Genomic DNA, 12,277 nt, shown 5'->3' on the forward strand with positions numbered 1-12,277 from the left:
TGGTTTTATGATGACAAAGTTGGATGCAATAGATAAACACCTTCTTACCCTGCTGCAGCAAGATGCTACCTTGTCGCTGGCTGAATTAGCAGAATCGGTAAACCTGACCACAACACCATGTTGGAAGCGCTTAAAGCGTATGGAGCAAGAAGGGGTAATAAATAAGCGAGTGGCGCTGTTAAACCCTGAATCGCTAGGCCTGAACTTCACCGCATTCGTATTGATAAAAACCTCGGATCATTCTCATGAGTGGTATCAACACTTTGCCAAAACCGTATCGGAGTTTGAGCAGGTGATGGAGTTTTATCGTATGGCGGGTGAGTATGATTATATGCTGAGGGTGCTAGTTAGCGATATGCAAAGCTTTGATGGGTTCTATAAAGAGTTAGTGAACTCGATTTCTGGGATCTCTAATGTGACTTCTACATTTGCCATGGAATCGATCAAGTATACGACGGAATTACCGCTGACTGCGCTGTAGAAAAAAGAGCTAGAGCCGAATCGGTATCGGCTCTAACTCTTCCCTATTATTAGAAGTTAAGTTTTTGTAAGGTAGCCTGTGAAGGCGCCTTAGTCACTTTACTGACTACGACAATTGAGATAAACGCCAAGATAAACGCTGGCATTAGCTCATAGAAGTATTCACCTTCAATAGAGACGTAGTTCTTAACCACAAAGATGGTAACTGCACCCACAATCATACCGGCAATAGCGCCAGCCTTGGTGGTGCCTTTCCAGCATAGTGCTAGAATCATCAGTGGACCAAACGCTGCCCCAAAGCCGCCCCATGCATAGCCAACCATAGCCAGAATAGAGCCGCTGTCATTGCTAGCGATAACAAGAGCTAATATTGCAAAAGCAACCACGCCACCACGGCTAATCCATGCTTTCTTCTTCTCATCAAGCTTGCTGAAAATCGAGAGATCTTCGGTAAGGGAAGAGGTAAGAACCAGTAGCTGAGAATCGGCTGTTGACATGACAGCAGCCAATACAGCAGCAAGAATGAACCCAGCAAATACAGGGTGGAATAGCACCTCTGTTAACGCAAGGAAGATGCGCTCTGGGTTACCACCTTCACCTGATACACTGCTAAGCGGGTGAATAGCGTCGTAACCGATACCGATAAGGGCGATAGCAATTGAGATAACCAGTGACAATACCATCCAAGTAATACCAACGCGTCGCGCTTTAGGGATACTTTTTACACTATCGATACCGATAAAGCGCGCTAGAATATGTGGCTGACCAAAGTAGCCCAAACCCCAAGCCATTAATGAGGCTCCAGTGATAAAGCTGGTGGAGAACTTAAACGCCTCAGGTTTGACTTCACTGATCACTACATCAGCACCTGAAATAGCGGTATAGCCAAGGATCAAACAAGCGGTGAGCGCCGCCAGCATTAGAATACCTTGAATTAGGTCAGTCCAACATACTGCTAAATATCCGCCGAGGAAGGTATAAGAGACCACCACAAATGCGGTTACATAGAGTGCCACTTCTTCGGAAACACCAAAGCTGTGGGCAAATAATAGCGTGCCGCCCTTCAAGCCAGATGCAACATATAGGGTAAAGAAGAACAGGATAACCAGGGTAGAAACCGTCTTGATTACGCCTGAATTATCTTCAAAACGCTTAGCGAGAAAGCTTGGTATGGTTACGGTACTTGTTACCTCGGTTGCGATGCGTAAGCGAGGTGCAACAATCAACCAGTTTAGATAAGCACCTAAGGTGAGACCTGCGGCAATCCATACCCCTTCAACCAGACCACTGGCAAAAACGGCACCGGGTAGGCCAAGCAATAGCCAACCACTCATATCGGATGCACCTGCACTGATAGCCGAAGTAACAGGGCCTAATGAGCGTCCACCAATAATAAAGTCTTGGTTGTTGTGGGTTTTACGCATTGAGTAGTAGCCAATCCCGAGCATGAGAGCAAGGTAGAGGCCAAATTGTAAATAGATCATATACTGCCTTTAAAATCCGTTAGCAAAAGTCCAAGCGACTCCAATCGCCTATGGCACATTATCACTTTCTATTAAAACAGCAACTACACCAGAGCTTCAATATGAGCTTGGTTGCATTTTGGTTTAAATGGGGACGTATTTATTGGAGGTAGAGAGAGGGAATTGCAATGCTACTGGTATAGGCACCAGTAGCATTAGTTGTAATTGAGTATATTATTTAAAGCGCATTACGCCTTCTTGAACCGCGCTTGCTACCAATTGCCCATCTTGGCTATAGATCTCGCCGCGAACAAGACCGCGCGAGTTACTGGCTGTTGGGCTTTCGATGGCGTATAGCAACCATTCATCCATCTTAAATGGTCGATGGAACCACATCGAGTGGTCGATAGTAGCAACTTGGAATTTAGGCGTGAATAGGCTTACTTCGTGCGGATGCAAAGCAGTAACCAAAAAACCCCAATCCGATGCGTAAGCAAGCAGGTATTGGTGAATCAATTGATTGCTTGGCAGATCGCCATTTGCTTTAACCCATAAATATTGAGTTGGTTGCTCTTTTTGAGGCTTAAGAGGGTTAACAACCGTAACCGGGCGAACCTCAATGGCTTTCTCGCCGCAGAATATTTTACGCATGGCTTCTGGCAGAAGATGCGCAATCTGTGCAACGAGTTCAGACTCTGAAGCATAGTGCTCAGGGCCCTTAATCTCGGGCATGGTATTTTGGTGCTCGAACCCTGGCTGTTCGTTGTTATACGACGCAGTAAGATAAAAAATAGGGCGTCCATTTTGAATCGCTTTCACTCGGCGGGTACTAAAGCTTCGGCCGTCACGCAGGTTCTCAACATCGTAAATAATAGGCTTAGTAGGGTCGCCTCGATGAAGAAAATAGCTATGAAAGGAGTGAACGCTGCGATCATTGTCAACGGTATACCTTGCCGCAGATAAGGATTGTCCAATAACCTGACCACCGTATACCTGTGGTAATCCTAGATGTTCGCTCTCGCCACGAAATAGACCTTGCTCTAATTGCTCTAGTTGAAGAAGAGCTAGTAGTTGATTTAGTGGTGTACTCATCCGACCTCCTAATAATTTATAGAAGGAAAATACCCTTTTTTTTTCATTTACTCAAGATTGAAACCTAAGCTTACTGTAGCCTTGGCTAAATAATTGGTTCAGTATACGTGGACTTACAAGCCCTTGATTCAAGGTGCGATTCATTTAATTAGTTGGAGACTATGATGAAAAAATTGCTTTTAATCGCTGTATTTGGTGCGCTAATGACCGGTTGTGTAACGGAGCCGGCACAGAAGCAGGAGCAGCCAGCAGCGGCGCAACAATCAACAGCAACTAAGCAACCAGTCTCAAATTCAGAGTTGACTAAAACCGCTAAGCAGGCAGATAAGATAGATGTAACCGGCAACCTTTCGTATCGTGAGCGTATCGCGCTACCTGACAATGCGGTGATTAAGGTTACCCTTGAAGACGTATCTTTGGCAGATGCCAAAGCGATTGTTATTGATACCCAAACCTACAAAGCAAACGGTAAACAAGTACCATTACCTTTCAAGGTGAGCTATCAAGAATCTAAGATAAACCCGCAGCATATCTATAACGTGAGAGCGCAGATCTTTATTGGAAAAAAATTGGCCTTTACAACCGATACAGCCGTTCACGTAATTACCGACTTCGAACAAACCCATCAGACTGACCTTCAACTGCGAAGCGCGCGATAATCCCTAACATTGGCACCTATCCTAATCTGTGATTAGGTGCCTAACTTACCCAAAACAAAAATATTGCGTTTTAACTAAGGTTGCCAGCGAAGTTGGCGCAACTTAACTTTTCCCGCACTATTAAACTCAACCCCTTCCTCAATAAGCCGTGATTTCTGGCGTTGTAACGATTCACCCTTCAAAGATATTTCACCTTTACTATTTATGACTCTATGCCATGGCAGGGATGTGTCTTCAGGTAAGTTACTTAAAATATGGCCTACCTGCCTCGCATAGCCCGGATAGCCCGAAAACTTAGCTATATCGCCATAGGTGCTTACCATACCTAGCGGGATTTGATGAACAATTGCAAAGACATTGAGCTTAAAATGATGCATAATTGTTAATGCTGTTACAAAAAAAGGGAAGTTCAACAGTAAATCGCAGGGAGGCGAGCATGGTATTTTCATCAATTCAGTTTCTAGTTACCACATTATTAGCCATAGTTTGTGCGCAGTCTATCGACATTACGCAGGGAAATGTACCTGTGTTGGCATTGGCTATTCCAGCACTATGGATGCTTTCGCGCTCTCGTGCTTCAGGCATGTTTTTATTGATTGGCTTGTGCATGTATGGGCTGACACTACCACACCAAGCAACCGCTCTGTCTATTTCAATGTGGATTATCTTTCCAGTGTTAATGGTGGCCTTTTCGCGTCGTTCAAATACTGTGGTGCGTTTATGTGTGTTTGGCTTTTTTATGTTTATGCAGTCAGGCATTCTCTACAGCCAAGCAAAGGGTGTTTTACCCGGTGAGGCTATCTATACCTTATTACAGATAGTCAGTATTTCGATGATTTGGTTAGCGGCGGTATCTTGGAAAACATCACCAAAGCACAGCTGGTGGGCACTATTTTTAACCATACCCTTGCTACTTGCCGGTATGGCACACGCCGCATTAATCTCGTTAACCATAGTTGCAATCATGGCCTCCCTTGAGAATATGGTGCAACAACGCTCCAGTTGGTTGAAATTGCAATGTTGGACACTACCAACCGCCGCATTTGTTTCGCTGGTCGCAATGCCAAGTGGACAAGTACAGAGCATTATCTTGTTGGTTTGGCTTCTGATTTTGGCTTCAATCTGGATGGCAGACTACATATTGCGAGTAAATGAAGAGCTGGGCGAGTAAAATTTCGACGGTTGGCATTAAAGCGGTAAAAACTGCTTGTATAACGCCAGCGGATACTCGATAATTCCTGCACTTCTTTAGGAACATAAAATCTTAAAGATGATCTATGGGGGTTGGTCCTCCCGCAACAATAGTTCGTGAACTCGGTCAGATCCGGAAGGAAGCAGCCGCAGCGAATGACTTGTGTGCCGGGATGTGGCTGGCCCCCACCCAATTCTGCCTCAGAAAACTTCAACGTATCCCATTTTCAAATCATTCAATATTAAAAATATTGTTACTTTGCTATTCGTGCAACTGCCTCCATTTATTATGTAACTCGTGGACACTAAACACGCCTAATGATTAAAATGTACGCTCGAGGCTGCATATCATATGAGCCGCAGTCAACGTTAGAGAAAGTGAACTACTCAGCGACAGCATAGCTGATCACTGAGCTTCTAAGGCAGTTAAGCAAACTGCCTTTTCTGTTTCCTCAGCTCCCAAAGACAACTTTGCCAATGCAAAGACTTTCGTTTTAACGCCTGATTTCTGCTGAGTGCTGGTTGATCTAGTCAACCTGACGACAGTTCCATTCGCCATTAAATCAGATTCACCTATCCGTTGTACTGCTATTGCAGAGGAATAGTCTCGATCACTAAAAGTGCCGCAACTAATGCAGGTGAAATGTCTGTCTTTCAACGTCAATCTATTATGTTGACCGCAGTGTGAGCACACACCCGTTGTGCGTTCAAACCGACCAATCTCATGATGTATACCACCTCTCAGCTCAATTTTGTATTTCGCTAAGTCAGATATAAGCCCCATGATGTTGTCAGCAATCATCCTGCCGTTGAATTTTTGCATACCCGCCACATTTAGGTCTTCAAACACTACAATATCGCTTTCGTTGGCTATCCGATGAGCGGTTTTATGTGCGAAGTCCATTCGTTTTCTAGCGATTGAACCGTGAAGATTATTTAGACGGGATTTTGTTTTCTTCCAGCGAGCAGAACCTTTCTTTTTTCTAGAAAGCTGTCGCTGTAATCTAGTTAGTTTCTGCTTTGCTTGTTTTAAGTATTTCGGGTTATCAACCGTTAAACCATTAGATCCGACAACGGTTTGCTTTGAGTTGATGTCGTATCCCGCAATGCTTTTTAGTACCTTCTTCGCTTCGTCACACACCACTTCTTGTGTGAGGCTAACCTCCCACTTCCCGTGTCGGTATTGGACTGTCGCTGTTTTAATTGAGCTAACTAACTTACGGTGCAAGACAATAGGAACAGCCCCAACTTTTGGCAAAGTAATAGTGCCGTTCTCAACTCTAATGCAGTTGTTATTATTTACTGAGCGGTAGCTATCATTGTGTTGCTTCTTAACTCGATAGCTAACCTTAAACTTTGGGAAGTGTTGGTGGGACTTCTTTGATGTTCCATTGTTTACCGCTGAACAAGTGAATAAAGCATCATTTGAGAAAGTAGAGAACGAGCTAAAATCACAGATGCCAACCATCTTGAAACGTGATGGCAGCCAAGCACTAACGGGCATGTTTACCGACCCTAATGATGAGTCAAAAGAGCTGTTCACCGAAGAAAAATACGCGGTAGGTGCGGCAATTGGTTGGGGCGGTGCTCAGATGAAAGACAACATCTATGAAGTATCAGGAAACTACCCAGCGAATCAATGTCACCAAGCAACCTTTGAAGACCCTAAGAACCAAGCGTTCTGGTCTATCACTGTATACGATAAAGCCGGGTTCATGTTTAATGATGTGGCAAACCTAAGCTCGAACACAGCAACGCCAAATGCCGATGGTTCATACACAATTAGTTTTGGCTGTGGTGACGACGCACCAAACAACATCAAAACTGCCAATGATTCGGGAGTGTTTAATCTAGGTATTCGCCATTACATGCCTAGCCAAAAAGTTAAAGATGGCTACCGCATCTTGCCAACCGTTAAGGCTGTAAAGTAACGGATTGACAATATAATCAATAGTAAGCCTCGCTCTTTAAAAGAGCGGGGCTTTTTTATTGAAGATAGGAGCTAGTTTCATTCAATTCGCTCCCCATGAACAAACAAAACGCTTGTGAATGAAGTGAGCGGTTAGGGGGCAATATAGCGATTCTAACGTACTGAGAAATTCTCAATTTATTCGGGTTATAAAGGTCTGCTCGTCATCCACAAAAGCGACAAAGCCACCGTAATAGATAAATACCCGACCACGCCCCTCAACTAGGCAAGCAAGCTGTGGGTTCAAATCTTCTTCGTTATCCTGACTTTGAAAAGTGCCGGTATCGGTGATTACGCCGCTAAGCGTAGGCAAGTAACCATAAGTCCGCTTGGCTTGATCAATCAGGCTCAATTCACTGGCGGTAGAGAAGCAAGCGGGGATAGCACCAGCGTCTTCAATAAATAGAGTTTTCAGTTCTTCAAAAGCTGTAATCACCAGCCAGTCGATGCCATTAACATGATGGATAAACATAGAGTTTCTCGGTAATTCTGATGCGAAGATTCTACCACTATCAGAAACAGAACGTAGTAGAGATTTAGTTGTTAAAGGTGGTAATGCATTGCCATGTACAGATATTCGCTAGGCTAATTTGAAACGCATTTATGCCCAGAGATAATTCACCTAGTCCAAAATTAGGACTCACTCAGGGATAGAAACTTGTTAGCTATATGTTGGGTGTCCATTATTTTTTCTTTTGAACACTTCGTCATCTCGGCAATCTTTTAGACCGAGGTCTGTTTGAGCACGATCTTAGTCGCAGCATCGAACTTATTTATGCCCCATTGCGTGACAGCTTATATCTGAATCAACCTAATGCTGTACAAATAAGCGACACCGATATACACTATCATGTACTAAATTGAGTACTCGGGTGTGTTATGAAAACAAGTACAATCTATGCTGAAAAAGCAGTGTCATCAAGCGAAGCTAGAAAGCATTTTAAAGATTGCTTATCAGGGGAGCCAGTTGTCGTTTTATCAAATAACGAGCCTGCTGGTTATATGATGAGCGCCACTTTTTTTGAAGGACTTATGAAAGCTTTAGAAGGCAAAAATGCTGACTCTGTTTCATCATTTAGGCCAATGAGTGCTCGCTTAGAAGTCATTGCCCATCTTAATGCTCATGCATTAACAGAGCTTGATGAGAGTATCTTGGGTGAGTTTCAAGAGTGAGTAAGTCACTAAATATTAGAATTTTTAAGCATAAGATTTTAATTGATTCACTTACTAAAAGTGAGCTTCAATCTTTGACTAAGGACTTTAGATATTACAAAGAGACTGGTCAAAAACCAGAATTTTTTGGTCGTGATGAAGCCTATGATCACCCTAATACATTGCCAATTCTAAAATCAGAAGAAGTGAAGCACATTCATTTAGCAGCTATGGATGCTCCGTTTCTCAGCTCTATCCAATTCTACCAAACGAGTGATAAGCATTTAGTCTATTGCCAAGGCTGGAGTGATCCTAGTTGTTTTTTGTTAATCGCTATCCTTGCACCAGATGCTCATGAACAAACTCGAAATAGAACTATCATGCATAATTTAGGTTTGATAGCTGAAAAGTTTCGGCAGCAATTTTAAAGTGTTTTTGTCCAGAGACGTTTCAGCGAGTGTTGTAACTCGCCTTTGCCCCTTTTCTTGCCAGTAATGCTCAACGTCACAAATCACAGTGAGGTGATTTGACCTATTTTTTCTTATCTCTAGAGCGGGTTTAAAGTCAATTACTTACCACTCAAAACTAGATAGTATACAGATACCTTATCAGCACGGTTTCGGAAACTATGGGAAGCTACGTATACGACTACTTGAATGATTCATTGTTACTTGATAGTACACTCGTGACTAGGTTTTACAGCGGTGTGTCAGACGCTGTACTCGAACAGGAACTCATCAAGTATCGTGAATACTGCTTAAAGGTACTGCCTGAAATACGTGATGAAGTGAAAGCTAACGGCGTAGTTAGGTGCTTGGCAACTGATACGCTGTCTCATACTTCTCATCTAAAACAGGCTGCTCTGTATCTAGAAGAAGCTGTAGTTGCAGATCCAGTCTTTGAACTAACGGACTTTAGAACCCAAGCTACAGAAGCCCTGACGTCATTTATGGGCATGGCGTCAACCCCAAAAGTAGACCGCCAGAAATTAGCTCAAGCAGCGGTTCGACTGGTTGAATTACGTCCGTTAGTAGCAGGTGGTTACGTTAAGCTGTACCCAGTTACTTTTGAACTTGAAAAGGGTGCTGAATTACCACTGCTCTACTCAGATGTTGGATTTGAAGATTGCTTACCTCCAAACATCTTAGAACAGTATAAAGCTAGTGCTGTTGTTCGAAGCGTTCAAAACGATAATGGACGAATGCTCGTAATGCGTGATTTGTATCCATGTAGAAACATCAGCATTCATTTCCAAGGCATGGAAAGCGGCTTCGCCATGGGTTATGTATTAAACCCAACAGAATTTGAACCGACTGATAAAGAAAACGTATTCACCTTTATTCAAAAGAAGTCTTCTGTGCCACCCTGTAAGGCTGATTTTGATGCTTGGGTAAATCAATCTGTAAATCAAACTGCACGAAATCACTTCATTGAACTAAGTAAGCGCATAACGTTATCAGAATACCTCGGCTGCATGTTTGGTACGGAACATCCATTTGAAAGCAATCTGCTTAACATGGATGTCGATAGTACGGATATCCAAGCCAATACATTAAATTGTGCGCTACAGATGGACGTGCCATTCTTGGAACAAGTGTCCTCTGCTGATTTGATGTCTATTAGAATCAACGACGGCGAAGCATTCCAGTCGTTCCGTGCTGAATTAGAAAAAGGGCTACGTGAAGCAAGACATGAAACTGACGTTAGTCGTGTGAAAGCAATTATAGAAGACACTCAGCATGAACTATTCGAAGTACAGATGCGCCAGATAGCACCTCAAATGAAGCACATCCGAAATACCCATTTTGCTGAAGCAGCAATTGCCGTAGCGGGTTTAGGTCTTAGTGTTGTGACTGGCGGGGCAAGTTTGATTGCTACTGGCATAGCAGGGCTTAGTGGAATGAAATCACATAGCGACTACAAATCAAAACTCACGGCTAATCCAAGTCATTTCTTGTGGAATGTAAAACAAAAAGCAAAGAAGTAGTTCGATTAGTATGTAATTAGGCAGAATGCCGGTTGTATGCAGGCTATTTGTTGTGGGGTTGCTTGCTAGTACTTGTAGGGTCGGCTTCGTTATCTATATTGCTATCGAACCTGACTGTGACTTTTCCCCTTTTCCATACCTGTCGTAATTCATTAATTACTAATTTAGTAAAGGGGCTGACACGTTTTTGTCCAAAAGCGTGTTAACTAATCTATGGGTGTCCTGTGATCACTAAGGGATTCTGTCGTACTTTAATTACCAAGCGAAACTATGAAAAAACACTGAACACCCGCCTAGCGCTGAACCTTTACATAGCGTAAGAATTTCATTTGCATGTCTTTATGTTGCAGATTATTGTTATCGTAAGTTCCCATAACTCTCAATGAGAGTGCTAAACAGACGAATAATCCTAATTAATATGCCTATTTGTATTGGCTTGAGTTGTTGGTGTGAAGTGATGAAGCAAAAAATAAAGCAGCTAGTAGAACGCCGCATGCCAGAAGATGGCATGCTAGAAACCGGTATCAAAGGGGTGCACCTGTTTAAGGTGACTCATGCTATTCCTTGTGCTCCAGCCGTTTATGAACCGGTACTGGTGGTGATTTTGAATGGTCGAAAAGAAGCAATATTGGATGGCGATAAATATGTCTACGACAATAGTCAGTATTTGTGTTGCTCAGTTTCCATGCCAGTAGAGGCGGGAACGCCCGATGCGTCACCAGAGAACCCGTTACTTGGGGTTTATATCTCTCTTGATACTAAGGTGATGACTGAGTTGGCCATTGAAATTGAGAGTGTCAGTGGTGCGGTCAAGCTTCCTAAAAGCAGTTTACAGCCGCAAGGGTTGTCACTTGCTAACTGGGATGACGGTTTCTCAGATGCCTTACTACGCCTACTTCAGCTAGGTGATGATAAAGAAGATACCGCTATTCTTGGGGAGAGCCGCTTAAGAGAGCTTTATTATGCGGTTCTAAAGGGGGAGGCTGGGTTATCGGTAAGGCGTGCATTTGGTATTGGTAATGAAATTGCTCGCTCAATCGAGTATTTGTCGTTGAATCTTGCTAAGAGCGTTACGATTGATGAGCTCGCTACGCACGTGGGAATGAGCCGAGCAGTCTTCCATAGAAAATTTAAGCAAGCTACGAGAATGTCACCAATCCAATTTATGAAGTCGATGCGCTTGAATAATGCGGCAATGAAGATAGCGTCGGGTAAGAATGTGAGTGAAGCTGCGATGGCTGTGGGGTATGTCAGCTCTTCCCAATTTAGTCGCGAGTTTAAACGTGTCTATGGGCAGTCACCCAAGCAATGGAGCCAATCAAAGCAGTTGATTGAAAATATCGCATAGTGATAATAGATAGCCCTTCTCCAACCTTCCAACTAATTGATACAAATAGGCATGTTTTAGAGAATATATCGCCTATTTTTAATACCATCTAAGAGATATAGTTATTACATAGATTGATTCGGTTACTTGTGTTGTGGCCGGGTTAACTAATTTTATCTATAGGGGGTAGCATGGTTCTTACTACAACATCGTCGGCTAATGATATCAATAAAGAGTTACACCAACTGACTGATACGGTTCAAGACCTTGAAGGAAACACCTATCATACGGTGACAATCGGTGAGCAAGTTTGGCTGGCTGAAAGCTTGAGAAGCACCAAGTTTCAAGATGGCAGTTCGGTAACATCTGGTGCTATCCCTAAAGATGATGAGAAAAATCTATTAAAGTATGGACGTTTGTACAACTGGCATGATGTTTCAGATGAGAGAGATATTTCTCCTGTAGGTTGGCGCGTTGCCACTGATGATGACTGGAAACAACTAGAGCGAACCGTTGGGATGTCTGAGCAGGAAGTCGACCAAGATGGCTGGCGTGGTAGTGAACAAAACGTTGGCCTACAACTTAAACAAGCGCAGGCGGGGGGGCTATTTACTAAAGTTGATCCCTCGCTCGTCAACAAACAAAATTTCTTTGCCAGAGCTGCGGGTGTTAAGTGGAATGGATTTTACATTACTCAAGGTGCTTACACTGAGTTTTGGACAGCAAGTAGTGCATCAAATAAAAAAGGGATCATTCGAACCCTTGCTTACGCTTGGTGGAATTCGCATCTAGGGGAAATCCGTCGTGCCACTAGCTCCAAAGATTATATGTTCTCGGTGCGCTGCGTAAAAATAGCCGACTTATAATCTATCTCGACCCAAGGCTACCTTTTGGGGCTTTAATCACCCCTTTTGCTACAGTTTACAGATAGCTCACTTTGGTCCTCCTTTTACCCAA

General features: G+C 43.3%; 13 protein-coding genes, 1 other RNA gene and 1 pseudogene. 10 read left to right on the top strand and 5 right to left on the bottom strand.

From position 1 onward, the window contains the following. Window positions 1-7: 7 nt before the first annotated feature. The gene (locus OCU28_RS03885) at window positions 8-481 is read left to right on the top strand and encodes an Lrp/AsnC family transcriptional regulator (protein ID WP_390623793.1); all 474 of its coding nucleotides are present in this window, start codon (window positions 8-10) and stop codon (window positions 479-481) included. 49 nt (window positions 482-530) lie between these two features. On the opposite strand, the gene putP is transcribed toward OCU28_RS03885, so the two are convergent. Continuing rightward, on the bottom strand, window positions 531-1,964 hold the full coding sequence (gene putP, locus OCU28_RS03890; RefSeq protein WP_261817028.1) for a sodium/proline symporter PutP: 1,434 nt from the start codon (window positions 1,962-1,964) through the stop codon (window positions 531-533). A 213-nt stretch (window positions 1,965-2,177) separates the two neighbouring features. Continuing rightward, on the bottom strand, window positions 2,178-3,035 hold the full coding sequence (tesB, locus tag OCU28_RS03895) for an acyl-CoA thioesterase II (RefSeq protein ID WP_261817029.1): 858 nt from the start codon (window positions 3,033-3,035) through the stop codon (window positions 2,178-2,180). Between the two features lie 161 nt (window positions 3,036-3,196). Between tesB and OCU28_RS03900 the strand changes: the two genes are divergently transcribed. Further along, window positions 3,197-3,694, top strand: coding sequence for a YbaY family lipoprotein (locus OCU28_RS03900; protein ID WP_390623794.1), 498 nt, complete (start codon window positions 3,197-3,199; stop codon window positions 3,692-3,694). Window positions 3,695-3,768: 74 nt separating this feature from the next. Here OCU28_RS03900 and OCU28_RS03905 read toward each other — a convergent pair whose 3' ends face one another. Beyond that, window positions 3,769-4,071, bottom strand: coding sequence for an MGMT family protein (locus OCU28_RS03905; RefSeq protein ID WP_261817031.1), 303 nt, complete (start codon window positions 4,069-4,071; stop codon window positions 3,769-3,771). A gap of 59 nt (window positions 4,072-4,130) precedes the next feature. Between OCU28_RS03905 and OCU28_RS03910 the strand changes: the two genes are divergently transcribed. Both OCU28_RS03910 and ffs read left to right on the top strand, forming a co-directional pair. Continuing rightward, window positions 4,131-4,865: a VP0952 family biofilm-associated protein gene (locus OCU28_RS03910; protein ID WP_261817032.1), complete on the top strand. Its 735-nt coding sequence runs from the start codon at window positions 4,131-4,133 to the stop codon at window positions 4,863-4,865. 111 nt (window positions 4,866-4,976) lie between these two features. Continuing rightward, window positions 4,977-5,073: signal recognition particle sRNA small type (gene ffs / locus OCU28_RS03915), an RNA gene on the top strand. Between the two features lie 218 nt (window positions 5,074-5,291). Here ffs and OCU28_RS03920 read toward each other — a convergent pair. Further along, complete coding sequence (locus OCU28_RS03920) at window positions 5,292-6,389, bottom strand: RNA-guided endonuclease InsQ/TnpB family protein (protein WP_261817033.1); 1,098 nt, start codon at window positions 6,387-6,389, stop codon at window positions 5,292-5,294. On the opposite strand from OCU28_RS03920, the pseudogene OCU28_RS03925 reads away from it, so the two are divergent. Beyond that, a pseudogene (locus OCU28_RS03925) lies at window positions 6,280-6,816 on the top strand (DUF1214 domain-containing protein); the annotation flags it as partial. The gene OCU28_RS03920 and the pseudogene OCU28_RS03925 sit on opposite strands and share 110 nt — an antisense overlap. A 171-nt stretch (window positions 6,817-6,987) precedes the next feature. Here the strand turns inward: OCU28_RS03925 and OCU28_RS03930 are convergent. After that, window positions 6,988-7,326 (bottom strand): cytosolic protein, encoded by a 339-nt coding sequence (locus OCU28_RS03930; protein WP_261817034.1) that lies wholly within the window; start codon window positions 7,324-7,326, stop codon window positions 6,988-6,990. A gap of 407 nt (window positions 7,327-7,733) precedes the next feature. Between OCU28_RS03930 and OCU28_RS03935 the strand changes: the two genes are divergently transcribed. From OCU28_RS03935 to OCU28_RS03955, 5 genes are all read left to right on the top strand, one after another. Next, the gene (locus OCU28_RS03935; protein ID WP_261817035.1) at window positions 7,734-8,027 is read left to right on the top strand and encodes a type II toxin-antitoxin system Phd/YefM family antitoxin; all 294 of its coding nucleotides are present in this window, start codon (window positions 7,734-7,736) and stop codon (window positions 8,025-8,027) included. Further along, on the top strand, window positions 8,024-8,434 hold the full coding sequence (locus tag OCU28_RS03940; RefSeq protein WP_261817036.1) for a type II toxin-antitoxin system YafO family toxin: 411 nt from the start codon (window positions 8,024-8,026) through the stop codon (window positions 8,432-8,434). Before OCU28_RS03935 ends, OCU28_RS03940 begins: the two co-directional genes overlap by 4 nt. Window positions 8,435-8,712: 278 nt before the next feature. Continuing rightward, on the top strand, window positions 8,713-9,993 hold the full coding sequence (locus OCU28_RS03945; protein WP_261817037.1) for a hypothetical protein: 1,281 nt from the start codon (window positions 8,713-8,715) through the stop codon (window positions 9,991-9,993). Between the two features lie 457 nt (window positions 9,994-10,450). Next, complete coding sequence (locus OCU28_RS03950) at window positions 10,451-11,341, top strand: AraC family transcriptional regulator (RefSeq protein WP_261817038.1); 891 nt, start codon at window positions 10,451-10,453, stop codon at window positions 11,339-11,341. A 170-nt stretch (window positions 11,342-11,511) separates the two neighbouring features. Beyond that, window positions 11,512-12,186, top strand: a complete 675-nt coding sequence (locus OCU28_RS03955) for a fibrobacter succinogenes major paralogous domain-containing protein (protein WP_261817039.1) — start codon at window positions 11,512-11,514, stop codon at window positions 12,184-12,186. Window positions 12,187-12,277 lie beyond the last annotated feature (91 nt).

Source organism: Vibrio gallicus (assembly GCF_024346875.1).
In the GTDB taxonomy this organism is placed as follows: domain Bacteria; phylum Pseudomonadota; class Gammaproteobacteria; order Enterobacterales; family Vibrionaceae; genus Vibrio; species Vibrio gallicus.

Coding starts and splice junctions, on each gene's coding strand:
- OCU28_RS03885 (WP_390623793.1), top strand. CDS start 8: ATGATGACAAAGTTGGATGCAATAGATAAACACCTTCTTACCCTGCTG.
- OCU28_RS03950 (WP_261817038.1), top strand. CDS start 10,451: ATGAAGCAAAAAATAAAGCAGCTAGTAGAACGCCGCATGCCAGAAGAT.
- OCU28_RS03910 (WP_261817032.1), top strand. CDS start 4,131: ATGGTATTTTCATCAATTCAGTTTCTAGTTACCACATTATTAGCCATA.
- OCU28_RS03920 (WP_261817033.1), bottom strand. CDS start 6,389: ATGCCCGTTAGTGCTTGGCTGCCATCACGTTTCAAGATGGTTGGCATC.
- tesB (WP_261817029.1), bottom strand. CDS start 3,035: ATGAGTACACCACTAAATCAACTACTAGCTCTTCTTCAACTAGAGCAA.
- OCU28_RS03935 (WP_261817035.1), top strand. CDS start 7,734: ATGAAAACAAGTACAATCTATGCTGAAAAAGCAGTGTCATCAAGCGAA.
- OCU28_RS03905 (WP_261817031.1), bottom strand. CDS start 4,071: ATGCATCATTTTAAGCTCAATGTCTTTGCAATTGTTCATCAAATCCCG.
- OCU28_RS03900 (WP_390623794.1), top strand. CDS start 3,197: ATGATGAAAAAATTGCTTTTAATCGCTGTATTTGGTGCGCTAATGACC.
- OCU28_RS03955 (WP_261817039.1), top strand. CDS start 11,512: ATGGTTCTTACTACAACATCGTCGGCTAATGATATCAATAAAGAGTTA.
- OCU28_RS03930 (WP_261817034.1), bottom strand. CDS start 7,326: ATGTTTATCCATCATGTTAATGGCATCGACTGGCTGGTGATTACAGCT.
- putP (WP_261817028.1), bottom strand. CDS start 1,964: ATGATCTATTTACAATTTGGCCTCTACCTTGCTCTCATGCTCGGGATT.